The organism is Streptoalloteichus tenebrarius (assembly GCF_024171885.1).
Taxonomy (GTDB): Bacteria; Actinomycetota; Actinomycetes; order Mycobacteriales; family Pseudonocardiaceae; genus Streptoalloteichus; species Streptoalloteichus tenebrarius.
In genome coordinates this window covers 74,746-98,419 of record NZ_JAMTCP010000025.1, presented here as the reverse complement: position 1 = coordinate 98,419, position 23,674 = coordinate 74,746, and the positions used below count along the sequence as shown (strand labels likewise).

At 72.4% G+C, this 23,674-nt stretch carries 23 protein-coding genes; 16 read left to right on the top strand and 7 right to left on the bottom strand.

What is annotated here, in order from left to right:
• The 3 genes from LX15_RS20320 to LX15_RS20310 form a co-directional block, all read right to left on the bottom strand.
• A partial coding sequence (locus tag LX15_RS20320) for an HC3 family zinc finger protein (RefSeq protein ID WP_308213494.1) occupies positions 1 to 198 on the bottom strand: 198 nt, incomplete at its 3' end.
• Positions 199 to 390: 192 nt separating this feature from the next.
• Positions 391 to 687, bottom strand: coding sequence for a hypothetical protein (locus tag LX15_RS20315; RefSeq protein ID WP_253671199.1), 297 nt, complete (start codon positions 685 to 687; stop codon positions 391 to 393).
• Positions 684 to 926, bottom strand: a complete 243-nt coding sequence (locus LX15_RS20310) for a hypothetical protein (RefSeq protein ID WP_253671198.1) — start codon at positions 924 to 926, stop codon at positions 684 to 686. The genes LX15_RS20315 and LX15_RS20310 overlap by 4 nt, the downstream gene beginning before the upstream one ends.
• Before the next feature lie 174 nt (positions 927 to 1,100).
• Between LX15_RS20310 and LX15_RS20305 the strand changes: the two genes are divergently transcribed.
• Entirely contained in the window at positions 1,101 to 2,375 is a 1,275-nt protein-coding gene (locus tag LX15_RS20305; protein WP_253671197.1) for an NsdA family TPR-like regulatory protein, read from the top strand.
• A 13-nt stretch (positions 2,376 to 2,388) separates the two neighbouring features.
• Here LX15_RS20305 and LX15_RS20300 read toward each other — a convergent pair whose 3' ends face one another.
• Together LX15_RS20300 and LX15_RS20295 are read right to left on the bottom strand one after the other, a co-directional pair.
• A complete protein-coding gene (locus LX15_RS20300; RefSeq protein ID WP_253671196.1) occupies positions 2,389 to 3,405 on the bottom strand; it encodes an NAD-dependent epimerase/dehydratase family protein in 1,017 nt (338 codons plus the stop codon).
• A 451-nt stretch (positions 3,406 to 3,856) separates the two neighbouring features.
• Complete coding sequence (locus tag LX15_RS20295) at positions 3,857 to 4,684, bottom strand: PIG-L family deacetylase (RefSeq protein ID WP_301304920.1); 828 nt, start codon at positions 4,682 to 4,684, stop codon at positions 3,857 to 3,859.
• A gap of 98 nt (positions 4,685 to 4,782) precedes the next feature.
• On the opposite strand from LX15_RS20295, the gene LX15_RS20290 reads away from it, so the two are divergent.
• Entirely contained in the window at positions 4,783 to 5,946 is a 1,164-nt protein-coding gene (locus LX15_RS20290) for a glycosyltransferase family 4 protein (RefSeq protein WP_253671195.1), read from the top strand.
• Between the two features lie 94 nt (positions 5,947 to 6,040).
• Here LX15_RS20290 and LX15_RS20285 read toward each other — a convergent pair whose 3' ends face one another.
• Positions 6,041 to 6,949, bottom strand: a complete 909-nt coding sequence (locus tag LX15_RS20285; protein ID WP_253671194.1) for a PD-(D/E)XK nuclease domain-containing protein — start codon at positions 6,947 to 6,949, stop codon at positions 6,041 to 6,043.
• Between the two features lie 29 nt (positions 6,950 to 6,978).
• On the bottom strand, positions 6,979 to 7,638 hold the full coding sequence (nucS, locus tag LX15_RS20280) for an endonuclease NucS (protein ID WP_253671193.1): 660 nt from the start codon (positions 7,636 to 7,638) through the stop codon (positions 6,979 to 6,981).
• Between the two features lie 105 nt (positions 7,639 to 7,743).
• On the opposite strand from nucS, the gene LX15_RS20275 reads away from it, so the two are divergent.
• The 14 genes from LX15_RS20275 to LX15_RS20210 all read left to right on the top strand — a co-directional run bounded on the left by LX15_RS20275 (position 7,744) and on the right by LX15_RS20210 (position 23,674).
• Positions 7,744 to 8,223: a putative T7SS-secreted protein gene (locus tag LX15_RS20275; RefSeq protein ID WP_253671192.1), complete on the top strand. Its 480-nt coding sequence runs from the start codon at positions 7,744 to 7,746 to the stop codon at positions 8,221 to 8,223.
• Entirely contained in the window at positions 8,220 to 9,002 is a 783-nt protein-coding gene (locus tag LX15_RS20270) for an ESX secretion-associated protein EspG (RefSeq protein WP_253671191.1), read from the top strand. The genes LX15_RS20275 and LX15_RS20270 overlap by 4 nt, the downstream gene beginning before the upstream one ends.
• A 14-nt stretch (positions 9,003 to 9,016) precedes the next feature.
• Positions 9,017 to 10,429 (top strand): alpha/beta hydrolase family protein, encoded by a 1,413-nt coding sequence (locus LX15_RS20265; RefSeq protein ID WP_253671190.1) that lies wholly within the window; start codon positions 9,017 to 9,019, stop codon positions 10,427 to 10,429.
• Complete coding sequence (locus tag LX15_RS20260) at positions 10,426 to 11,355, top strand: hypothetical protein (protein WP_253671189.1); 930 nt, start codon at positions 10,426 to 10,428, stop codon at positions 11,353 to 11,355. The genes LX15_RS20265 and LX15_RS20260 overlap by 4 nt, the downstream gene beginning before the upstream one ends.
• 156 nt (positions 11,356 to 11,511) lie before the next feature.
• The gene (locus tag LX15_RS20255; protein WP_253671206.1) at positions 11,512 to 12,942 is read left to right on the top strand and encodes an amino acid permease; all 1,431 of its coding nucleotides are present in this window, start codon (positions 11,512 to 11,514) and stop codon (positions 12,940 to 12,942) included.
• A 21-nt stretch (positions 12,943 to 12,963) separates the two neighbouring features.
• The gene (locus LX15_RS20250; RefSeq protein WP_443729323.1) at positions 12,964 to 13,509 is read left to right on the top strand and encodes an NUDIX domain-containing protein; all 546 of its coding nucleotides are present in this window, start codon (positions 12,964 to 12,966) and stop codon (positions 13,507 to 13,509) included.
• A 97-nt stretch (positions 13,510 to 13,606) separates the two neighbouring features.
• Positions 13,607 to 13,945 (top strand): permease, encoded by a 339-nt coding sequence (locus LX15_RS20245; protein ID WP_253671187.1) that lies wholly within the window; start codon positions 13,607 to 13,609, stop codon positions 13,943 to 13,945.
• A gap of 316 nt (positions 13,946 to 14,261) precedes the next feature.
• Positions 14,262 to 14,876, top strand: a complete 615-nt coding sequence (locus LX15_RS20240) for a TetR/AcrR family transcriptional regulator (protein WP_253671186.1) — start codon at positions 14,262 to 14,264, stop codon at positions 14,874 to 14,876.
• Positions 14,877 to 14,970: 94 nt separating this feature from the next.
• On the top strand, positions 14,971 to 15,765 hold the full coding sequence (locus LX15_RS20235; protein WP_253671185.1) for a TIGR03084 family metal-binding protein: 795 nt from the start codon (positions 14,971 to 14,973) through the stop codon (positions 15,763 to 15,765).
• 56 nt (positions 15,766 to 15,821) lie between these two features.
• Positions 15,822 to 17,447, top strand: coding sequence for an acyclic terpene utilization AtuA family protein (locus tag LX15_RS20230; protein WP_253671205.1), 1,626 nt, complete (start codon positions 15,822 to 15,824; stop codon positions 17,445 to 17,447).
• Complete coding sequence (locus LX15_RS20225) at positions 17,444 to 18,589, top strand: acyl-CoA dehydrogenase family protein (protein WP_253671184.1); 1,146 nt, start codon at positions 17,444 to 17,446, stop codon at positions 18,587 to 18,589. The genes LX15_RS20230 and LX15_RS20225 overlap by 4 nt, the downstream gene beginning before the upstream one ends.
• Positions 18,586 to 20,184, top strand: coding sequence for an acyl-CoA carboxylase subunit beta (locus LX15_RS20220; RefSeq protein WP_253671183.1), 1,599 nt, complete (start codon positions 18,586 to 18,588; stop codon positions 20,182 to 20,184). The genes LX15_RS20225 and LX15_RS20220 overlap by 4 nt, the downstream gene beginning before the upstream one ends.
• Before the next feature lie 10 nt (positions 20,185 to 20,194).
• Entirely contained in the window at positions 20,195 to 22,174 is a 1,980-nt protein-coding gene (locus LX15_RS20215; RefSeq protein WP_253671182.1) for an ATP-binding protein, read from the top strand.
• A 345-nt stretch (positions 22,175 to 22,519) separates the two neighbouring features.
• Positions 22,520 to 23,674, top strand: a complete 1,155-nt coding sequence (locus LX15_RS20210; protein ID WP_253671181.1) for an acyl-CoA dehydrogenase family protein — start codon at positions 22,520 to 22,522, stop codon at positions 23,672 to 23,674.

Sequence of the window (23,674 nt, the reverse complement as noted above, 5' to 3'; positions counted from 1 at the left end):
GGCCTCGGCGCACGCGGAGCACTCGGGCCACTGCCACTCGGGGGGGTTGTCGCCCGGGTAGCTGGTGGTGGTCAACGGCGTGCCACAGAAGGCGACGACGTTCTCGCCATCCGGCCGCCGGCCGCCACGGTAGGCGTGGCGCCTCTCCCCCCAGGGCTGCCACATGTATCCGGGCCAGGCGGGGTCGGTCACGTTCACAGTGCCTCCTCTGTGGACGGACAGTCGGTGTGTGGTGGTGGCGGCGGGACCGGGCCAAGGGATGGGAGGGGGCCCGGTCCCGCCGCCGAAGCCCCGCTCCACCAACGGGGCCTCATCCCGCGTCTCGCCCGCTACTGGGGCAGCCCCCGCCCGTGAACGAACACGAGGACTGAACGGACGAGACACGGTCGCCTATCCCTGGCCGGCCACGGCCGTGAACAGGAGTGCGCCCACGTCGCCGGTCAGCACGATCACGGCGACCAGCAGCGCGATCACCGTTCGGGCGACCCGGGCGACGCGCACCCGAACCCGGATCGGCGGACCGGGCAGGACGACGATGAAACCACCGTCGGCGGTGGGGACGAGCACGTCGGCGAGTTCGACGCCGCACACCCGACATTCAGGGCGGATGCAGCGAGCCCAGTGCCCGAGCATCCAGAACGCGACGCCGAGCAGCCCGACGGCGAGGATGCTGGCGGCCACGGTCATCGCCGCGACCGGTCGGGGACGGTGATGACGGGAATCCTCTGGGTCTGGTCGAGCTGGGCGCGCCAGGTGGCGAGGATGGCGCGCATCGCGGCGTGGTCAGCGGCGCGGCGCCGTTCGTCGGCCTCGACCTCGCGGGTCCAGCGCTGGTTGCTGCGGTGGGCGATGAGGACCAGGGCGACGACGACTGCGACGAGCAGGGCCGTGGTGACCGTGATGATCAGTGGCGACAGGGGGATCATGCCTCTCCTCTCCGTGGGGTGCGGATCGGTGCGGATGATCATCGGCGCGACTGCGGCGTCCCGGCCGCGACCTGGTCGCGACTTATCGCGACTTCGCTACGACTTCTGCCCTGCGGGCTCTTCGCCAAGGAAGCCTGCGCCCCTACCGTGAGCCCGTACTCAGGGAGGATCTCTATGGACGTTCCTGCCACTCGACTCGCTCAACTTGTGCGAGGAAAACACCTGACCGCGAAAGACTTCGTGGATGCGTTCGGCGACCAAGCCAAGGCCATGGGCGAATCGGCGACGATCACGGAACGGCAAGCTCAGCGGTGGCTAGCCGGACACGCTCAGCCGCGCGGCGGTGTGAATGCTCGCGTCCTCGAACGCTGGTTCGGTGAGACGTTGGCCGTGCTCTTCGGTCCGCCCCAATCAGCGTCCACCCCTACTCTCACTGGTGAGGAGTTGGTCATGGCTGCTGCTCACGAGAGCACCCAGCACGCCCTCTCTGCGACGGCGGCACTCGATCCGGCCGCGATCGAACAGCTCCACGCGGCGGCTCGGCGGTACGCCCGGGCGTACACGACGATGCCGCCCATGAGTCTGTTCACCCAACTCGTCGAGCTACGCCGAACGGTGTGGGATCTCCTCGACCAGACCCGACGGCCGAGGCAGCAGACCGAGCTGTACCTGATCGCCGGCCTGATCACCGGCCTCATGGCCTCAGTCAGTTGGGATCTCGGCCACCCCGACGTCGCCGAGGAGCAAGCACAGGCCGCGATCACCTACGGGTCGGTCATCGAGCATCTACCGCTCATGTCGTGGGCGAGGGCGCTCCAGGCCACCGTGACGTTCTGGGGAGGGCGCCCGAGGCAGGCCGAGAAGGTCGCGGCGGCCGCACTGGAGCTGGCCCCGCCAGGGACGGCCCGGGTCCGGCTGCACGCCGTGCACGCCCGCGCGCTCGCCATGCTCGGCGCGCGGGGGGAGGTGGCCGAGGCCGTGGAACGCGCGACTGACGAGCTGGGAAGCACCGACCGCGACGAGTTCTTCTCGGCTGGCGGGGAACTCGCGTTCGGTAGCGCGCGACTGTCGTTGTGCGCGGCGAGTTCCTACATCGCACTGGGTGAGCCGGCTGCCGCCGAGCGGGAGGCGCAAGCCGCGCTGGACGAGTGGGCGCGCACGCCGGAGGGGGACCGGTGGCTACCCGGGGAGCTGTCGGCGCGGGCTGACCTGGTAGCCGCTCGGGTGCTAGACGATAGTCTTGACGGCGTCGTCGAGGCGCTCAAGCCGGTGCTCAAGCTGTCTCCGGACCGCCGAACCGAGGCCCTGACGCGACGCCTGGCCGAGCTTCGGCGAGCTGTCAGTGCGCCCCGATTCCGCGGTTCGCCGTCCGCTACCGAGATCGGTGAGCAAATCGAGGCGTGGACCGCTCGGACGGTGGCGCGACCGAGTCTCCCGCCTGTGGGCTGACCGTCCGCCGAATTCAGGGCCGCTGGGCTCGCCACGCCTCCAAGATCGTGGATTCGCGTTCCGGGGTGATGCCGAGTTCGGCGGCCCTTTCGTGTGCCATCGGCTCGGCGTTCTGAAGCCACTCCCACGTGTCGTGGACGGTTTCGGCCAGTGGCCGCGTGGTCAGTCCGGCCCGCTCGGCCGCCGAGGCCGAGATGTCCCACGTGCCGGCGAATGGCCGCCAGAGGGGGATCTCAGTCCAATGCTTCACGCCCGACTTGATGAGGTGCTCATCGGGTACCCACTCGACTTCGGCTGCTGATCCGGTCACCTCCGCGCAGGCTGCGAGGAACTCGCCCATGGTCGCTTCCTCGTCAAGGCCCACGACGTTGTACACACCTTGCAAACCGAGCGCGCACCGGAGCGCGAACTTCGCGACATCGCGGACGTCGACGGGCTGAATGCGCCGAGCGGGATCACCCGGCCCAATGACCGTTCCGCCGCGCTCGAATCGCCGGAGCCACCACGGGAGCCGGCCGACGTACTCATGCGGGCCGAGGATCACTCCCGGACGCAGAATCGCTACTCGCGCGGGGCCGAACGCGCTCGTGACCGCACATTCGCAACCAGCCTTCCCGAAGCCGTACCGACTCGGCCCCGGATCGGCATCGACGCCATAGTCCGCGTCCGCGTCTGGCGGACATTTGAGGGTCGGCGAGTGCTCCGTGAGCGGCTCGACCGGCCACCCCTCGTAGACGCTGACCGTCGAAACCAGCACGTAGCGATCCGCGACGGTTTCGAGGATGCGCGCCATGGCGAGGGATTCGCGGGGTACGTAGCTCATCGTGTCCACGATCGCGTCCCAGGGGCCGTGGGTGGCCAGCCGCGCGAGGTCGGCCGGCTCGGTCCGGTCGCCCTGGACCAGGCGGACGCCGCCCTGGTGGCCGGTGCGGCCCCGGCGGAAGGTGGTCACCTCCCAACCGGCCGCCAGGGCGGCGTCCACTACAGCGCGACCGAGGAACCACGAACCGCCGAGCAGGAGGAGGCGCATGGGGGCGATCCTCCCGGCGATCAGGGGAGTCGATCAACCCCCCTCCCGTGTGGGAACAGTGGGGAACAGCCCCCTCGCCCGTGTCGCTCTGTGACGTGATGCGGACTGCTACGACCACCCTTGACGCGCTGTCACCAGGACTGATCACTGCCGCCGCCGGACGCGTTCGAGCTTCCGCAGCTTTCTCCGTTCGTGCGGCTGACCGAACGCATTGAGGGGGCGCGTTTCCTGTCTCCGGTCGATCGGGCGTGGATGCGTGAGCGCCTGGCCGAGTCGCGACATCGGTACGGCCAGATTCCGCGTGGCCGGCCGATCGGCGTTGTGTCGCCTGCTTCCGGGGCGAGCGGGGTCCGCGCCCGTGGTCTGGGTGGCGCGGGGTGCCATGAGACAGCGGGCGGGGCACCGCGGAAGGCACCCCGCCCGCCCTGACCTGCGGAATCAGAGTCAGTGTTTAGCCCACACACTCGTCCGTCAGTGTTGCCAGGGGGTCCCGGAGTACCCGCCCCGGTGGCAGTCCCCGCTGGACGTACCACTCCGTGCCCAGCACCCAGCGGAACAGCGGCCGGGGGATCCGGAGCAGGGCGGCCAGGGTCCTGGTGGAGTCCCCCCCGGTTGCCTGCGTCACATGCGCGGCCATGCTCTGCCGTTTCGCCTGGGCGTATCGGCGAACATCCACCTTATGTGTGATGGCGGCGCGGGGCGAGTACGCGGTCTCGAACGTCCGCGCGTCGAACTCGGGCGGGAACGGGTAGACCTTCGACGCCAGGCGCAGCCCGCGCAGCAGCAGGTCGCGGTCGACGGTCGCCTCCAGCACCACGGGCGTCCCGGCGATCTCCGCGGCGCGCGCGCCGACCCGGTGCACCTGCACGTGGTCGGGGTGCCCGTAGCCGCCCGCCGGGTCGTAGCTGGTCAGCAGGCTGGCGTTCTCCTCGCGCAGCAGGTCGGCGAGCCGCCCGGCGGCCTCCTCGACGTCCGCCGAGGCGAACGGCGTGGGGCCGTCCCCGGCGACGGCGGAGCCGTCCAGCCCGGAGTCGGCGTAGCCGAGGAACTCCACCCTGGCGCAGCCCAGTGCCCTGGCCGAGGCGTGCAGCTCCCGGGTGCGGACCGCGCCGAGGGATCCGCCCGTCACGGCCTCGGGGGCGGCCAGCCCCTGTTCACCGGCTGTGGCCACGACCAGCACCACCCGGTGACCCTCAGCAGCCAAACGGGCCATTGTGCCGGCCGTCAGCAACGCCTCGTCATCCGGATGGGCATGAAAGAAGACACAAGCGTGTCGCATGCGCCCAGCCTGCCAGGAGGTGCACGATCGACGGGGGAAGACGGGCAGGGGGAGTCGCCGCAGTGATCGTTCACGTCACCGACTGTTTCCATCCGCGGTTGGGGGGAATCGAGGTCCAGGTCGGGGAGTTGGCCAGGGCGCAGCGGGCGAGCGGCGCCGAGATCCACGTGATCACTGCCACACCCGAGGGTGACGCCGGCCTGCCCGACCCGGGGTACCCCGTCCACCGGGTGACCGCCGCCCTGCCGTGGGAGCTCCCGGTGCACCCCCGGGCCGGCCAGCACATCCTCCGGCTGCTGCGGCGGCTGGGGCCGGACGTCGTCCACGTGCACGTCGGCGCGGTGTCGCCGTTCGCCTGGTCCGCGGTGCGGTGCGCGGTCAGGGCGGGGCTGCCCACCGTCGTCACCGTGCACAGCATGTGGGACCCGGTGACGCGCGGCATCTACCGCACGTTCGACCAGCTCACGCGGTGGAGCGACTTCCCGCTGGTCGCCTCGACCGTCAGCTCGGCCGCGGCGGGCCTGGTGCGGCGGGTGGCCCCCGAGCTGGAGGTCGCCGTCGTCCCCAACGGGATCGACCCCTCGCAGTGGCGCGTCACCCCCGCGTCCGACGCCCCGGCCCCCAACGACGCCGACGACGCCGACAACGCCGACGACGCGGACCGCTCGGAGGACGGGGTGCACGTCGTGGCCGTCGGCCGGCTGGCTCCCCGTAAGCAGCCCATCACGCTTCTCGACGTCCTGCGGGTGGCGCGCTCGCGGCTGCGCCCCGAGGTGCCGCTGCGGGCCACCATCGCCGGCTCGGGTCCCGCGCTGGAGGCGATGCGCCGCCACCTCCGACGGCACGGGATGGCCGACTGGGTGCGCCTGGCCGGCCGGCTCGACCGCGCCGGCATCCACGAGCTGCTGCGCACGGCGGACGTGTTCGTGAGCCCGACTGTGCGGGAGTCCTTCGGCATCGCGGCCCTGGAGGCGCGCACGGCCGGCGTCCCGGTCGTCGCGCGGGCGGGCACCGGTGTCGCGGACTTCGTGCGGCACGGCAGGGAGGGCCTGCTCTGCCACAGCGCGGGCGGGCTCGGCAACGCGGTCGCCCAGCTCGCCGGGGACCACCAGCTCCGTCGGCGCATCGCGGCGCACAACCTCGCCACGGAGCCGACGCACTGCACGTGGCCAGCCGTGACCAGCGCGTTCCAGCGGCTCTACGAGCGCGCCGCGGCGCTCAGCTCGCGGCACGCGTCACTCGCGCGCCCCCTCCCGTCCTGACCCGGACGGGAACAGGCGGGCGCAGGGCGCGGGCGGGCGCCGACTGGCGGCTGACCGGCGTCAGAAGAGGCGGAACTCGTCGGGCTCACGCCGACTACGCACCGACCACGACGACACGAACCGGAAAGTCCGGATCGTCGTCCCGGAAGTCGTTCTCGAATCCCCGTGGATTGTCCATGAGACGTCCCGGGTCGTAGACGATCGCGAAGAAGGCGGACACGTCGGGATGCCTCCGGTATCCGAAGATGTCGGCCACGAGCTGGTCCCGCACCTGCCGCGTCGTCATGGACTCGCGGGTCATCTTGACCTCCACGGCCACTTTCTCGGATGTCAACAGGAAGTCGATCCGGTACGAGCCCCCCGCCCTGGAGGGCGTTGTCTCCTCAGCCCGGACGTCGTCGAAGAAGACCGAGAGCACCGCGTGGAGAATCCGCTGGAGGTCGTACTCGTCGCGAATGGGCGCGCCGGGGCGTTCGCGGTTCTCCCTGGTCAGGATCGCGATCGCCTCCGGAAGTCGTACGGCGATCCTCTGGAGGAGGTCGAAGCCCGGGAACGCGCTGGCGGCGGGCTCACATCTGGCCAGAGCCTGGAGGAGGAGCTGCTTCTGCTCCTGAAGGGGAGCGAGAAAACTGTCGTTGAGCGCGTACTGCCACGGCCCACGTTCCTTGAAGAACCTGGGAACGTGGTCGTACAACGCCCACCTCTGCCGGGGGCTGCGCACGAAGTGTTGGATTTTGGGGTAGGCATACCGCCTTAGGTAGAGCCCCCGGAACCGCGCTGTCAGGTCGTCCGGGATGACGGCCAACGCCTCCGCGTACCACCGCGCGTATCGATCCTGGAGTTCGGCCGCGGCGACGAGGGCGTCCTCCTCGTCATCCTCCTGCGCGCGTCTCCCGAGGCTTTCGAGCGCGGGAACCGCTTCCAACAGGGATTCCAGCTTCCTGGCCCCGGCGGACACACTCACGTCACACCCCGCGTGATCGACGAAGAACGCGCGTCCCACCTACCACACGACCGGGTGTGCGCGAGAACTCAGAAGAGGCGGAACTCGTCGGGCTCGATGCCACGCAGGGCGTCGTAGTCCACGACCAGGCACCGGATGCCCCGGTCCTCGGCCAACGTGCGCGCCTGCGGCTTGATCTGCTGCGCGGCGAACACGCCCTTGACGGGGGCGAGCAGGGGGTCGCGGTTGAGCAGCTCCAGGTACCGCGTGAGCTGCTCGACGCCGTCGATCTCGCCCCGCCGCTTGACCTCCACGGCGACGGTCGCGCCGTCGGCGTCCCTGCACAGCAGGTCCACGGGTCCGATCGCGGTCGGGTACTCCCGCCGCACCAGCGACCACCCCTCGCCGAAGGTCGTCACGTGCTCGGCGAGCAGCTCCTGGAGGTGGGCCTCCACGCCGTCCTTGACCAGGCCCGGCTCGGCGCCCAGCTCGTGCCGCGAGTCGTGCAGGATCTCGTCGAGGGTGATGACCAGCTTCTCCCCCGCCTTGTTCTGCACGGTCCACACGCCCTCGTCCTCGACGAGCCAGCACGGCGGGCTCATCCAGTTCAACGGCTTGTAGGCGCGGTCGTCGGAGTGCACCGACACCGACCCGTCCGCCTTGACCAGCAGCAACCGCTGGGCCATCGGCAGATGGGCGGTCAGACGGCCGACGTAGTCCACCTGGCAGCGGGCGATCACGAGACGCACCTGACAAGCGTAATGACTCGTCAGAACGGTGGAACCGTAGCCCCGTCGCCGGAGTCAATAGCGCGCGAATGCCCCGAAACGGACCCCTGTGACCGAGGTGCGAGCGTGTACGGAGACCCGGACAAGATCGACGAGTTGGCGCGGTCGCTCCGTGCCCAGGCGGCCCGCGCCGCCGAACAGGCCTCCCGTGTCCGCGACGCCGTGGCGGCGGTGCACTGGGAGGGCCAGGCGGCCGCCGCGTTCCGGCAGCGGATGGCCCAGCGGGTGAAGGCGTGCGAGACGGCCCAGGCCGACCTGCTGGCCGCCGCGAAGGCGGTGGAGGAGCACGCCGACGAGGTCCGCACACTCCTCGCCGAGATCAACCGGTTGCAGGAGGCGGTGACCGGGTGGGTCAACTCCGCCATCGACACCGCGACCGGGCTGGCCAGGAAGGCCGTCGACGCCGTGGGCAAGGTCGTGGGCGCGGTCGAGGACCACCTGCCGTGGAAGGGTTGGGACTTCGACCCGACCAAGCTGCCCGCCCCCGGCCACAAGGACTGGTTGGAGCTGGGGCGCCGGATCTCCGAGAAGGGAGTCGCGCTGTGACGGCCGACGCCACCGGGTCCCTCCGGGTCTCCAGCGAGGAGCTGGAGGTGTTGCTGTTCGTGCTCGGGGAGGCCGCCGCGCTGCCGGGTCGGATGGTCAGCCGCGAGCAGACCGAGCACATGGAGCTGGTGCGGGAGGTCGCGGCGCGCTCGTTGCTCGCGCGGGGCCTGGTGACCGGGGTCGAGGGCGGCTACCGGGTGGAGCCGACGCTGGCGGAGGCGCTGGCGGTCCCCACCCGGCAGGTGCTGGCGTTCGAGGCGGACCTGGAGCGCGAGGGCCGGCTCGTGCGGGGCGCGGCGGCCACCGACGGCGAGCGCGGCCTGCTCGTGCTGCCCTCGGTGGACGGCACGGTGGCGCTGCGCTGGTTCCCCGCCCACGAGCTGGCCCGCGCCGTGGTCGCCTCCGCCGGCCACGCCGAGGCGGGCCGCGCCGACCTTCGGGTGCCGGCCGCGCTGCTGGTCGAGCCGCCGGTCGACCTGAACCTGGAGCTGGACGTGCCGGCGGCGGTCGCGCGGGGCGCCTCCCCCGAGGCCGCCGCCGCCCTCGCGGAGATCCTCGCCGCCCGACACGGGTCCGGCCGTGTGGCGGCCGTGCGCCCGGTCGGCGACGGGTGGGTGGAGTCGGCGGCCCCCGTGGCCTGGTGGGACACCGACCGGGGCCGGTTCCTGGTGACCCCGGGCGGCCCTGGGCCGGACGGCGCGCGGACCGTGCGGGTGTCGCCGGGCGGGGACGAGGAGCTGGTCGGGGCGCTCGCCGGGCTCGCGGCGACGGTGTCGTAGAGGGGAGCACGAGGGTGAGCGGACACTTCGAGGTCAACACGGAGCTGCTGCGCAGGCAGTCGACCGCGGTCGCCGCGGCCGCCGAGCAGCTCAAGAAGGTCGAGCCGGTGGTCACCGGCGCCCTGACGAACGGCGACATGCTCGCCTCCGCCGTGCTCTCCCCCGGTTCGGCGGCCACCGCGGCGAAGGCGCTCGTGCGCGCGCTGACCAACGCGGGCGGGCTGGGCTGCGCGTTCGCCGGCGGCGGTCTGGCCAGCGTGGTCGACGGGATCGGCACGGTGACCGGCAACGAGGGGCTCGCCGAGCGGATCGCGGCCGACGCGCTGGGCATGCGGATCAGCTCGGTCCTCTACGACCACCCCGAGCTGGCCAACAACGACAAGCTCAACGAGATCGTCGACCTGCTGGCCGGCGACCACCAGGCCGAGGCGCTGCTGAAGATCAAGGAGCTGATGGACGACCCGAACGGCGGGGGCATGGGGACCCTCGCCCCGGTGTTGCCCGAGCTGCTGGCGCTCAACGCCCTGCTCGACGAGAACCCGGCCAACGACGCCGTGGGCTGGGACATGCTCGGCGGCCGCGAGCCCACGGTGGACCCGGTGCTCGGCATCAGCCTGGACTGGCTGTCGGGCGTCATGGACTCCGGGCCGGGCCACGCGGAGAAGATCGACAACTCCGAGATGGTCGACGAGATGACCGGCCGGCAGGCCGGCATCCACGACTATCTGTCCACACTGGACTCGCTGGGCAACACCGGCAAGATCGCGGTCTACCAGGTGGCCGGACCCGACGGCCAGCCGCGCTACGTCGTCACCCTGCCCGGGATGTCGCCGGGCAACCCGATGATGGAGTCGCCACAGGACCTCGGCGGGGCCATGCGCAACGCCCAGCACCCGGACTCCTCCTACACCAAGGCCATCCAGATGGCGTTGGACCAGGCCGGGGTGCCCAGGGGCGCGAACATGATGATCGTGGGCCACAGCGAGGGCGGCATCGCCGCCGCCAACCTGGCGCAGGACCCGAACTTCAACGGCGGCAAGTACAACGTCACCAACGTGGTGACCGTCGGGTCCCCCGTGGACAACAAGGGGCTGCCGCCCGGCGCCACCACGCAGTTCACCACCGTCACCAACGACAGGGACATCGTGCCGACGCTGGACGGCCGGGGCCCTGGCTCGCCGGAGTCGGTCGCGCCGGGGCGCACCGAGATCCGGGGCAACACGCACCACACGACGGTGCAGGACCACCAGGGGAAGAAGATCGACGCGACCGACTTCCCGAACAGCCACTCGATCGCGGCCTACCAGCACATCATCGACCAGAGCGGGCGGACCGACGCGATCAACCAGCAGGCCGCCCCCTACACACAGGGCAGGATCCAGAAGTCGTGGACCTACCAACTCCTCGACGAGCCACCGAAGAAGTGACGAGCCGAACCCGGACCACGAGGGCGGTCACCGCGGCGAAGGCCGTGGTGACCGCCGTGACCAGCGCCGTCCTCTGCGCCGCGCTGACCGCCTGCGGCTGGAGCGAGCCGGAACGCGCCGACCGCGACCGGACGATCCGCGCGGCCGTGGAGCAGCACGTGCCCGGCGTGACCGTCACCGCGACCGAACCGGGCACCGGGCCGTGGCGGAACCTGACCGACCGCCACTCGCCCTACGCCGTCGGGGTCACGGTGCGGAGCACGCCGGCCAGCCTGGACGAGGCGGAACGCACCACTAGGGCAGTGCTGCGCGCGTTGTGGGACCACGGTCCCGACGAGATGGCGCGGCTCACCGTGACGCACGAGTTCGCGCTCCCGGCCGGCGTGCCCTGCCCCGAGCAGCGCAAGCCGGACCCGTGCGGGCTGGACGGCCAGTCGGTCAGCGCCGGCTACGCGCGGAGGCTGTGGGGCGAGCCGGCCAACCGGCACAGCGTGCGGAACGCGGACGACGAGCAGACCTTCCCGCCGCTGGAGACCACGCGGTTCCTGCTGGCCGTCGGCGGCGGCACGGAGATCAGCAGCCCGCTGCTGGACCCGAGGGTGCCGCACTACGTCCAGCTCCGACTGCCGGCCGGCACGCCGGAGCAGAAGGCCCGCGAGGCGCTGGTCGGCGCGGCCAGGGCGTCGTGGCTGACCGACATCGGGCCGCTCCGACCGCTGCTGGTGCGGGCGGCCGTGCCGGCGAAGGACAAGGGTGGCCCGTGCGCGTTCGAGACCACCCACGTCGTGGTCGAGAACGGCCAGGCGGCCACTGTGACGAAGTCGCCCAGCGTGACACCCCAGCCGTGCGCGGTGATCGAGGAGACCTACTCCCCCGAGCGCATGCGACAGGAGTTCGGTGCGCGACCCGAGGGCCTTCCGCAATGAACATGACAGGAACGGGGTGCCGAGGCGTGATTCGTTGCGGAGTCACGGAACTGTTTTTCGTCCCATGACCCCCTGGTCAGGTGAGAAACGTCACTCTTGGTGACGGCGTTCACCTTGCGGGATTCTGGTCCGAACGGGCTACCGTCGCGCCTTGTGCTGCTGACCCGACACACCCTGCTGCGCACCAAGCCCGTCGAGCAGCTCGCCGACGAGGGCGCGCATACGAAGCTGAAGCGCAGCCTGGGCCTGCTGCCCCTGGTGTCGCTGTCGGTCGGCGCCACCCTCGGCACGGGGATCTTCGTGGTGCTCGGCGACGCGGCGCCCGAGGCCGGCCCCGCCGTGGTGCTGTCGTTCGTGCTCGCGGGCCTGGCCGCGCTGTTCTCCGCCCTGTCCTACGCGGAGCTGGCCGGCGCGGTGCCCGTCTCGGGCTCGGCCTACTCCTACTCGTACGCGACCCTCGGCGAGCTGGTGGCCTGGATCTGCGGCTGGTGCCTGCTGCTGGAGTACGGGGTGTCGGTCGCGGCGGTGGCCGTCGGCTGGGGCGAGTACCTCAACTCGTTCTTCGAGTCCACGCTCGGCTTCCGCATCCCCGACGCGCTCTCCGCCCCGCCCGGCGACGGCGGCGTCATCAACGTCCCCGCCGCGATCGTCGTCCTGCTCGCGACCGTGGTGCTGTTGGGCGGCATCCGGGAGAGCGCGGCGGTGACGACCACGACGACGCTGCTCAAGATCGGCGTCCTCGTGTTCTTCGTGGTGGTCGCGGTCACCGGCTTCCGGTCCGGCAACCTCACCCCGTTTTCGCCGATGGGGCTCAGCGGCATCGCCAGCGGGGCCTCGCTGGTCTTCTTCTCCTTCATCGGCTTCGACGCCGCGTCCACCGCCGGCGAGGAGGCCCGCAACCCCCAGCGCGACCTGCCGAGGGCGATCGTGATCTCGCTGGCCATCGTCACGGCGGCCTACGTCCTGGTCGCGCTCACCGCGATCGGCGCGGTCGGCGTGGACACCCTCAGCTCCTCCAAGGCGTCGCTGGCCGCCGTGCTCCAGGCCGTGACCGGGACCGGGTGGCCGGCGACCGTGCTGGCGCTGGGCGCCGTGATCGCCATCGCCTCGGTCGTGCTGACCGTGCTCTACGGCCAGACCAGGATCCTGGTCTCGATGTCCAGGGACGGCCTGGTCCCCGGGCTGTTCTCCCGCGTCAACCGGCGCGCCGTGCCGGCGGCCAACACCCTGCTCGTCGGCATCGTGGTGGCCCTGCTGGCGGCGCTGGTCCCGCTGGGCCAGCTCGCCGAGGCGACCAGCATCGGGACGCTGGTCGCGTTCAGCCTGGTCAACATCGGGGTGATGGTGCTGCGGCGGACCCGGCCCGACCTCCAGCGCAGCTTCCGCGCCCCGCTGGTGCCGATCACCCCGCTGATCGGCCTCGCGCTGTGCCTGTGGCTGGTGGCCGGCCTGCGGAAGGAGACCTGGCTCGCGTTCGCGGTCTGGAGCGTGGTGGGCCTGGTCGTGTACTTCGGCTACGGCATGCGGCGCTCGCGGTTGAACACCCCCAGGAAGGGCGGGGCCACGGGGGCCGACGCGGCACCGTGATCGCACGGCAGGATGGCGGGCGTGGAGACGCTCGCCAGTCGTGAGGTGTACGCCAACCCGTGGATGACCGTCCGTGAGGACGTGATCCGCCGCCCCGACGGCTCGACCGGCATCTACGGTGTGATCGACAAGCCGACGTACGCGCTGGTCATCCCCCTGGACGGGGACCGGCTCCAGCTCGTGGAGCAGTTCCGCTACCCCCTGGGGATGCGGCGGTGGGAGTTCCCCCAGGGCACCGCCCCCGAGCGGGCGCGGCTGGACCCGGCCGCGCTCGCCGCCCGCGAGCTGCGGGAGGAGACCGGGCTGACGGCCGGGCGAATGGTCGAACTCGGCCTGATCGACTGTGCCGCCGGCACGTCCAGCCAACGCGGGCACGCCTACCTGGCTACCGACCTGACGGTGGGCGAACCCGAGCGGGAGCCCGAGGAGCAGGACATGCGCACGGGGTGGTTCACCAGGGCCGAGTTCGAGGACATGGCGCGGCGGGGTGAGATCACCGACGCCCAGTCGCTGGCCGCGTACGCCCTGCTCCTCCTCCACGAGCGCCGGGAGGATCACGCAGGGTGACCCTGTCGTCACCCTCTACTGATCTTGCGGGACACTTCCGTGGTCGGGCGGGACCGGCACTCGCCATCCGCCCCCGAGACGGGAGTGTCCCCCTTTCATGCCCAGTGAGCTGGACGAACTCCGTACCGAGATGAACGACCTGAAGGCACGTGTCGCCAATCTGGAGGAGAAGATCGAGGTCGCTCGGGCGGACGCCGCTGCCGCCCGCGTCCTGGCCGGCGCCGCGGACCGCGACGTCGCGGAGTTCCGGGACGTCCAACGCGACCACACCCGGCTCCTCCACGCGATGCGCGCCGACCTCACCGACCTGAAGGACGAGGTGCACACGGGGTTCGCGGAGGTGCGCGGCAAGCTGGACGCCACGGCCGCCGGACAGGAGACGATCATCCGCCTGATCAGCCGGGCGCTCGACCGCGAGGCCGACGGCAACTCCTGAGCAAGCAAGTCTGAACACCCTCGCGTCACGACGGGACGCGGGCGATGAGGGAGGGCGTGGGCTCTCCTCCTCCCGCCCGCGTCCCGTTTCCGCGTCTGGGGCAACACTGCCTCTGGGGCAACACTTTCCCAGGCAGTCATAGAACGTCCACTGTGGACGATCTGGTCAACCCACCCGCGCTGGGAAGACCAGTCCGTCGCGCGGCACGGCCATCCCCTCCAAGTCGGCATCCACCTCCTCACGACGTGGCGGCGCCGGGCCGGGTCGAGAAACATTCAGTCTTGACTGTTTTTTCGGGGGCGGGCAGGGTGTGGCCATGGTCACCGCCGTGCCGGCCAGGAGCCGGCAGGAGGAACGCAGTCAGCAGACCCGCCAGCGGCTCATGACGGCCACCATCGAGTGCCTCGCCGAACTGGGCTGGTCAGGCACGACCACCACGGTGGTCGCGGAACGGGCCGGGGTCTCCCGGGGCGCGCAGCTCCACCACTACCGCACCCGCGCCGAGCTGGTGCTCGCCGCCGTCGAGCACCTCGCCGAGGTCCGGCGCGAGGAGGTGCTGCGCGAGGCGGCGGCCCTGCCCGCCGGCGAGAACCGCACGGCCGCGGTGCTCGACATGCTCGCCCGCCTCTACACCGGTCCGCTGTTCCAGGCCGCGCTGGAGCTGTGGGTCGCCGCCCGCACCGACGAGGAGCTGCGCGCGGCGGTCGTGCCGCTGGAGGCCAAGGTCGGCCGGGAGTCACACCGGCTCACGATCGAGCTGCTGGGCGCGGACGAGAGCCGTCCCGGCGTGCGGGAGGCGATCCAGGCGACCCTCGACCTGATGCGCGGCCTGGGCCTGGCCAACACCCTGACCGACGACTCCGCCCGCCGCTCGCGCCTGCTGGCGGAGTGGGCGCGGACGTTGGACCGGACCCTGCGGGAGGCGAGGTGACGGCGTCGGCGGCGGTCTTACGGGCGCCGGTTCCCGCCGCGACGGCGCCTCCCGACCCGGACCCGTTGTTGGAGCGTTCCCCCGAGGAGGCACGGTGAACACCGCCACCCTGGTCGACGACCTGCGTGCCGAGGGCGACGAGCTGGACGCGCTCGTGCGGGACCTGCCCGCCGAGGGCTGGGCCACGGCCACACCGGCGCCGGGCTGGAGCATCGCCCACCAGATCGCGCACCTGGCGTGGACCGACGCGCAGGCGCTCTGGGCGATCAAGGACCCTGACGGCTTCACCGCCGGCCTCGCCAAAGCAGCCGCCGACCCGGGCGGGTTCGTGGACGCGGGTGCGGAGGAGGGCGCCCGCGAGGACCCCGCGCGGCTGCTCCACCGCTGGCGGACCGGGCGCGCGCAGCTCGCCACGGCGCTGCAACACTTCCCGGTCGGCAGCCGCATCGTCTGGTACGGGCCGCCGATGGCCGCCGGCTCCATGGCCACCGCCCGGCTGATGGAGACCTGGGCCCACGGGCTCGACGTCGCCGAGGCGCTGGGCGTGCGGCGCGAGCCCACCCGCCGGCTGCGGCACGTCGCCCACCTCGGTGTCCGCACACTGGGGTTCTCGTTCCAGGTCAACGGGTTGCCCGCGCCGGCGGCGGACGTGCGGGTCGAGCTGCTCGGCCCGGACGGCGAGCGGTGGGAGTGGGGTCCGGAGGACGCCGAGAACCGGGTCTCCGGCCCGGCGCTGGACTTCTGCCTCCTGGTGACCCGCCGACGCCACCCCGACGACCTGGCGCTGGAGGCGGTGGGCGAGGTCGCGCGGCAGTGGCTGCGCGTGGCGCAGGCGTTCGCCGGCCCTCCCGGGCCGGACCCCGCGCCGAGGCGGAAGGAGCGGGCGTGACCGGGACTCTCCGCGTCGGCAACGCCTCCGGCTTCTACGGCGACCGGTTCTCCGCGATGCGGGAGATGCTGGAGGGCGGCCCGCTCGACGTGCTCACCGGGGACTACCTCGCCGAGCTGACCATGCTCATCCTGGGCAGGGACCGGATGCGGGACCCCGCGCTCGGGTACGCGAGGACGTTCCTGCGGCAGATGGAGGAATGCCTGGTCCTCGCCGGGGAACGGGGCGTGCGGATCGTGACCAACGCCGGGGGGCTGCACCCGGCCGGGCTCGCCGCCGCGCTCCGCGACCTGGCCGCCCGCCTCGGCCTCCGGACCAGGGTCGCCCACGTCGACGGCGACGACCTGCGAGAACGGGCCGGTGAGCTGGGGATCGACGCGCCGCTCACCGCCAACGCCTACCTCGGGTGCTGGGGCGTCGCCGAGTGCCTGCGCGCGGGCGCGGACGTCGTCGTCACCGGGCGGGTCACCGACGCGTCGCTGGTGGTCGGCCCGGCGGCGGCGCACTTCGGGTGGTCGCGGGACGACTGGGACGCGCTGGCCGGGGCCACCGTCGCCGGCCACGTGCTGGAGTGCGGGGCGCAGGCCACCGGCGGCAACTACTCCTTCTTCACTGAGTTGTCCGATGTGGACAGACCAGGGTTCCCGGTCGCCGAGGTCTCCGCCGACGGCTCGGCGGTCATCACCAAGCACGCCGGCACCGGGGGCGCGGTCACGGTCGACACCGTGACGGCCCAGCTCCTGTACGAGATCGGCGGCGCGCACTACGCGGGACCGGACGTGGTGGCGCGGTTCGACACCGCGCTGCTGACGCAGGAGGGCGTCGACCGCGTGCGGATCAGCGGCGTGCGGGGCGCTCCTCCCCCACCCGACCTCAAGGTGTGCGTGAACCGGCTCGGCGGGTTCCGCAACGCCACGACGTTCGTGCTGTGCGGTCTCGACGTGGAGGCCAAGGCGGCGCTGGCGCGACGACAGCTCGAAGCGGCGGTGGGGCCGGACGGTCTCGTGTGGACACTCGCGAGGACCGACCACGCCGACGCGGACACCGAGGAGACCGCCAGCGCCCTGTTACACGCCACGATCAAGACGCCCGATCCCGCGCGTGCCAAGGCGTTCTCCCGCGCCGCGATCGAACTGGCTCTCGCCTCCTACCCCGGCTTCCACGTGACCGCGCCGCCGACGGACGGCACCCCGTTCGGCGTCTTCTCCGCCGCGTTCGTCCCGCAGGACGCCGTCGAGCACCGGGCCGTCCTGCCCGACGGGACGTCGGTCCCGATCCCCCCGCCTCCCACGACGACTCCCCTGCCGCCCGACCCGCCCGTCGCACGGCCGGGGCCGTTGCCGGGCGGCCCCACCCGCCGGGTCCCGCTCGGCGTCCTCGCCGGCGCCCGCTCCGGCGACAAGGGCGGAGCCGCCAACCTCGGCGTGTGGGTCCGGTCGGACCCCGCCTACCGCTGGCTGACCCACGAGCTGACCACCGACCGGCTCCGCGAGCTGCTCCCCGAGGTGGCGGGCCTGCCCGTCGACCGCCACGACTTCCCGAACCTGCGCGCGGTCAACTTCGTCGTGCACGGCCTGCTCGGCGACGGGGTGGCCTCCGCGACCCGGTTCGACCCCCAGGCCAAGGCGCTCGGCGAGTGGTTGCGGTCCCGGATCGTCGACGTCCCGGAGGTGTTGCTGTGATCGAACGGGATGCGCCCGAGCGCCGCGCGCTGCGGGAGACCGTGCGCCGGTTCGTCCTGCGCGAGGTCGTGCCCCACCTGGCCGAGTGGGAACGCGCCGGGGAGGTTCCCCGCGACCCGCACCGACGCGCGGCGGAGGTCGGGCTGCTCGGCGTCGGCTTCCCCGAGGAGGTCGGCGGGGCCGGGGGGAGCCTGCTGGACTCCCTGGCCGTCACCGAGGAGGTGATCCTCGCCGGCGGGTCGTCCGGCCTGGTGGCGGCGTTGTTCACCCACGGCATCGCGCTGCCACACATCGTCGACCGGGGCTCGCCCGAGCTGGTCGAGCGGTTCGTCCGGCCGACGCTGGCCGGCGAGCTGATCGGCGCGCTGGCCGTGACCGAGCCCGACGGCGGGTCGGACGTGGCCGCCCTGCGCACCACCGCCGTGCGCCACGGCGACGCGTTCGTCGTCAACGGGGCCAAGACCTACATCACCTCGGGCGCCCGCGCGGACTTCGTGACCACCGCCGTGCGCACCGGGGGACCGGGTTACGGCGGGGTGAGCCTGCTCGTGGTCGAGCGGGGCACGCCCGGCTTCACGGTGACCCGGCGGCTGGACAAGATGGGGTGGCACTGCTCCGACACGGCGGAACTGTCCTTCGTGGACGCCGTGGTCCCCGCGAGCAACCTGGTCGGCGAGCAGGACCAGGGTTTCGCCCTGCTCATGCGGCAGTTCCAGGTCGAACGGCTGAGCCTGGCCGCGCAGGCGCACGCCACCGCGCGTCGCTGTCTCGACCTCGCGCTGGAGTGGGTCAGGGCGCGGACGACCTTCGGCCGCCCCCTGGTCTCCCGTCAGCTCGTGCGGCACCGGCTGGTCGAGATGCGGCAACGCGTCGAGTTGGCCGGGACCTACGTGTGGGCCGTCGCCGCCAGGGTGGCGGCGGGCGAGGAGGTGGTGGCGGAGGTGTGCATGGCGAAGAACGCGGCCGTGGAGGCCTGCCAGTTCGTCGTCGACGCGGCCGTGCAGCTCCACGGCGGGTTCGGCTACATGCGCGAGGCCGAGGTGGAGCGGCACTACCGGGACGCGCGCATCCTCGGCATCGGCGGCGGCGCCAGCGAGGTGCTGGCCGAGCTGGCCGCCCGGCAGATGGGGTACACCGCATGACCACTCTCCGATCCACTGTGGACAGGCGGTCGCCGGAGTTCCTGGCCAACCGCGAGGCGATGCTGGCCCGGTTGGCCGAACTCGCCGAGGAGCACGCCAAGGCGTTGGCCGGCGGCGGCCCCAAGTACGTCGACCGCCACCACGGCAGGGGCAAGCTGCTGCCGAGGGAGCGCATCGAGCTGCTGGTCGACCAGGACTCCGCGTTCCTGGAGCTGTCCCCGCTCGCGGCGTGGGGCACCGACCACACGGTGGGCGCGAGCGTCGTGACGGGGATCGGGGTCATCTCGGGCGTCGAGTGCCTGATCGTCGCCAACGACCCGACCGTGCGGGGCGGGGCCAGCAACCCGTGGACGTTGCGCAAGACCTTCCGCGCCACCGACATCGCGCTGGCCAACCGCCTGCCCGTGGTGAACCTGGTGGAGTCGGGCGGCGCGGACCTGGCGAGCCAGAGCGAGATCTTCGTGCCGGGCGGCCGGCTGTTCCGGGACCTCACCCGGTTCTCCGCCGCCCGCATCCCGACCGTGACCCTGGTCTTCGGCAACTCCACGGCCGGAGGGGCGTACGTGCCGGGCATGTCCGACCACGTCGTCATGGTCAGGGAACGGGCCAAGGTGTTCCTCGGCGGGCCGCCGCTGGTGCGGATGGCCACGGGCGAGGAGGCCGACGACGAGGAGCTGGGCGGGGCGGAGATGCACGCCCGCGTCTCCGGTCTCGCCGACCACCTCGCCGAGGACGAGCTGGACGCCCTGCGGCTGGGCCGGCGGATCGTGGCCCGGCTGAACTGGCGCAAGCACGGGCCGGGGCCGTCCCTCCCTCCGGTCGAGCCGGCGCACGACCCGGAGGACCTGCTGGGCATCGTGCCCAGCGACCTCAGGACCCCGTTCGACCCCCGCGAGGTCATCGCCCGGATCGTCGACGGATCGGACTTCGACGAGTTCAAGCCGCGCTACGGCACGAGCCTGGTCACCGGGTGGGCGTCGCTGCACGGGTACCCGCTGGGCGTCCTCGCCAACGCGCGCGGCGTGTTGTTCAGCGAGGAGGCGCAGAAGGCGGCGCAGTTCATCCAGCTCGCCAACTCGGCCGAGGTCCCGCTGCTGTTCCTCCAGAACACCACCGGGTACATGGTCGGCAGGGAGTACGAGCAGGCGGGGATCATCAAGCACGGCGCGATGATGATCAACGCGGTGTCCAACAGCGCCGTGCCGCACCTGACCGTCGTGATGGGCGCGTCCTACGGGGCCGGCAACTACGGGATGTGCGGCAGGGCCTACGACCCCCGTTTCCTGTTCACCTGGCCCAACGCGAAGTCGGCGGTGATGGGGCCCGCCCAGCTCGCCGGGGTGCTCTCGATCGTCGCGCGCCAGGCCGCCGCCGCGAAGGGGCAGCCCTACGACGAGGAGGCCGACGCCAACCTGCGCGCGATGGTGGAACAGCAGGTCGAGCAGCAGTCGCTGGCCCCGTTCCTGTCCGGCCGGCTCTACGACGACGGGGTCATCGACCCGCGCGACACCCGCGCGGTGCTCGGCATCTGTCTCTCGGCGATCCACAGTGGACCGGTCCGCGGCGCGGAGCGGTTCGGCGTGTTCCGGATGTGAGGGGACATCGGTGATCACTCGTCTGCTCGTGGCGAACCGGGGCGAGATCGCCCGCCGGGTCATCCGCACCTGCCGCGACCTCGGCGTCTCCCCCGTGGCGGTCTTCTCCGACGCCGACGCGGACGCGCCGCACGTCGGCGAGGCCGACCTGGCGGTGCGCCTGCCGGGGGCCGCGCCCTCCGAGACCTACCTGCGCGCCGACCTGCTGGTGGCCGCGGCCAGGACCGCGGGCGCGGACGCGGTGCACCCCGGCTACGGCTTCCTGTCCGAGAACGCGGACTTCGCGCGCGCCGTGCTCGACGCGGGGCTGACCTGGGTCGGTCCACCGCCGGAGGCCATCGCCGCGATGGGGTCGAAGGTGGCGGCGAAGGCGATGATGGCCGAGGCGGGCGTGCCCGTGCTGCCGGAGCTGGACCCGGCCGAGGTCACGGAGGCGGACCTCCCGGTGCTGGTCAAGGCCTCGGCCGGGGGCGGAGGCAGGGGGATGCGGGTGGTGCGCTCGCTGTCCGCGCTCCCGACGGCCGTGGCCGACGCCGAGGCCGAGGCGGCGAGCGCCTTCGGCGACGGCACCGTCTTCTGCGAGCCCTACCTGGAGCGGGGCCGGCACATCGAGGTGCAGGTGCTCGCGGACCGGCACGGCGCGGTGTGGGCGTTCCCGGAACGGGAGTGCTCCCTCCAGCGGCGTCACCAGAAGGTGCTGGAGGAGACGCCCTCTCCGGCGGTGGACGAGGAGCTGAGGGAGGCGTTGCGCGCGGCGGCCACCGCCGCGGTCACGGCGATCGGCTACGTCGGCGCGGGAACGGTCGAGTTCCTGCTCGCGCCGGACGGGCGGTTCTTCTTCCTGGAGACCAACACGCGGTTGCAGGTGGAGCACCCGATCACCGAGTGCGTGACCGGGTCGGACCTCGTGCGGTGGCAGCTCGCCATCGCGGAGGGCGCGCGGCTCCCGGAAGGGCCCCCGCCCGCTCGCGGCCACGCCATCGAGGTTCGGCTCTACGCCGAGGACCCCGCCGACGGATGGCGCCCGTCAACGGGTGTCCTGCACCGCTTCGCCCTCGCCTCGGGCGGACCCGGCACTGGTTCGTCCACTATGGACGGACAAGTGGTGGAGTTCCGCACCGGGGAACGGGACCACGGGCTGCGTCTGGACTCCGGGGTCGCGGGCAGCTCCGTCATCGGCACGCACTACGACCCGATGCTCGCCAAGGTGATCGCGTGGGCACCCACCCGGACGGAGGCCGCGCGGCGGTTGGCCTCGGCGTTGGCCTCCGCGCGCGTCCACGGGCCAACCACCAACCGGGACCTCCTGGTCCGCGCCCTCCGGCACCCCGCGTTCCTCGCGGGCGACACCGACACCGCGTTCCTCGCGACGCACGACCTCACCGCTCCCCTCGCCGACCGGCGCGCGCGTGAGGTGTCCGCGCTCGCCGCGGCCCTGGCCGACGCGGCGGACGCCAGGCGGCGTTCCCCCGTCCAGCGGGGTGTTCCCCCTGGCTGGCGCAACCTCTCCTCCCAACCGGAGCGCAAGCGGTTCCTCGCGGCGGGCGAGGAGATCGAGATCGCGTACCGGCTGACCAGGGACGGGGTGACGGCGGAGGGGTTCCCCGAGGTCGCCCTGGTCGGGTACGACGCGGAGCGGGTCGTGCTCGACGTCGACGGCGTGCGGGTCGCGTTCGACGTCGGCGCGTACGGGGACGAGGTGTACGTGGACTCGGCGCTCGGACCGGTCGCGCTGCGGCAGGTCCCCCGGTTCACCGAGCCGGGCGAGGCCGTCGAGGAGGGCTCCCTGCTCGCGCCGATGCCCGGCACGGTGGTCGCGGTCGAGGCGGCCGAGGGCGACGAGGTGCGGGCCGGGCAGGACCTGGTCGTGCTGGAGGCGATGAAGATGCGGCACGCCGTGCGCGCCCCGGCCGACGGGGTGCTCAGGGCGCTCAAGGTCGCGGCCGGCGACCAGGTGGAGGCGGGGGCGGTCCTCGCCGTCGTGCACTGAGTCGGCCGTGCCCAGGGTCGCGGTCGCCGGCGGGGTCCCTTCCGAAGGGCGGGGTCCCTTCCGAAGGCCGGGGTCCCTTGCGAAGGGCGGGGTGCGCCCGAGTCGGACGACGTCGACGACAAGCGCTCGATCTTCTCTCACCTCGCGCGGGCGAGAGCACCGGACGAGACATGGTCACGGCGGGCCACGCGGGAAGGCGCACGAAGACGACCGTCCTCTGTGTACGGAGGAAATCCTCCACCGCACACGGAAGTCGGACGTCGCTCGGAACAACGGAGAGGCGGGGTCGACCGGCCGCGGAACCGACCGGGTGCCCGCGCGATGACGGGAGTGGTGGGAGGCGGGATGGACTTCCAGGAAAGCGACGAGCACCGCGCGCTGCGGTCGGCGGTCGCCGCGCTCGCGGCGAAGTACGGCCACGAGTACTGGGTGGAGAAGGCCAGGAGCGGGGAGAAGACCACCGAGCTGTGGGCGGAGGCCGGCCGGCTCGGCTACCTCGGGGTCGCCGTGCCCGAGGAGTACGGCGGGGGCGGCGGTGGCATCACCGAGCTGAGCATCGTGTGCGAGGAACTGGCGGCCGGCGGGTGCCCCCTGCTGCTGCTCGTGGTCTCCCCGGCCATCGCCGCCACGGTGATCGCCCGGTCCGGCACGCCCGAACAGCGCGGGACCTGGCTGCCCGGATTCGCCGACGGCTCGGTCAGAATGTCCTTCGCCATCACCGAGCCGGACGCCGGGTCGAACTCCCACCGCATCACCACCACCGCGCGGCGGGACGGCGACGGCTGGCGGCTCACCGGCCGCAAGGTGTTCATCTCCGGGGTGGACGAGACCGACACGACACTCGTGGTCAGCAGGTTGGCCGACTCCCGGACGGGAAAGCTGCGCCCGGCCATGTTCCTCGTGCCCAACGACGCCCCCGGGGTGGAGTACCAACCGATCCCGATGGAGTTCACCTCGCCGGAACGCCAGTTCACCATGTTCTTCGACGACGCGCGCCTGCCCGAGGAGTCCCTGGTGGGCGGGGAGGACGCGGGGCTGGCCGCGTTGTTCGCCGGGCTGAACCCGGAGCGCATCACCGTCGCGGCCTACGCCTGCGGCATCGGGCGTTACGCCGTGAGCAAGGGAGCGGCCTACGCCGGGAGCAGGTCGGTCTGGGGCCGGCCGATCGGCGCGCACCAGGCGGTGGCCCACCCCCTCGCGAAGGCGCACATCGAGGTCGACCTCGCCAGCCTGGCCACGCGCAGGGCCGCGTGGGCCTACGACGCGGACGACCCGGCGACCGGGGAGTACGCCAACAGCGCCAAGTACGCCGCGGCGGAAGCCGCGATCGGCGCGGTGGACGCCGCCGTTCAGGCACATGGCGGCAACGGGATGACAAGCGAGTACGGCGTTGGCACGCTGTGGGGCGCGGTCCGCGCCGCGCGCATCGCCCCGGTCAGCCGGGAGATGATCCTGAACTTCGTCGCCCAGCACACGCTGGGCCTGGACCGCTCGTACTAG

What these genes read in the sequence shown, in the direction of transcription:
- LX15_RS20315 (WP_253671199.1), bottom strand. Translation starts at nt 687, where the DNA reads ATGACCGTGGCCGCCAGCATCCTCGCCGTCGGGCTGCTCGGCGTCGCG.
- LX15_RS20310 (WP_253671198.1), bottom strand. Translation starts at nt 926, where the DNA reads ATGATCCCCCTGTCGCCACTGATCATCACGGTCACCACGGCCCTGCTC.
- LX15_RS20305 (WP_253671197.1), top strand. Translation starts at nt 1,101, where the DNA reads ATGGACGTTCCTGCCACTCGACTCGCTCAACTTGTGCGAGGAAAACAC.
- LX15_RS20300 (WP_253671196.1), bottom strand. Translation starts at nt 3,405, where the DNA reads ATGCGCCTCCTCCTGCTCGGCGGTTCGTGGTTCCTCGGTCGCGCTGTA.
- LX15_RS20295 (WP_301304920.1), bottom strand. Translation starts at nt 4,684, where the DNA reads ATGCGACACGCTTGTGTCTTCTTTCATGCCCATCCGGATGACGAGGCG.
- LX15_RS20245 (WP_253671187.1), top strand. Translation starts at nt 13,607, where the DNA reads ATGCCCAGTGAGCTGGACGAACTCCGTACCGAGATGAACGACCTGAAG.
- LX15_RS20240 (WP_253671186.1), top strand. Translation starts at nt 14,262, where the DNA reads ATGGTCACCGCCGTGCCGGCCAGGAGCCGGCAGGAGGAACGCAGTCAG.
- LX15_RS20230 (WP_253671205.1), top strand. Translation starts at nt 15,822, where the DNA reads ATGCGGGAGATGCTGGAGGGCGGCCCGCTCGACGTGCTCACCGGGGAC.
- LX15_RS20220 (WP_253671183.1), top strand. Translation starts at nt 18,586, where the DNA reads ATGACCACTCTCCGATCCACTGTGGACAGGCGGTCGCCGGAGTTCCTG.
- LX15_RS20210 (WP_253671181.1), top strand. Translation starts at nt 22,520, where the DNA reads ATGGACTTCCAGGAAAGCGACGAGCACCGCGCGCTGCGGTCGGCGGTC.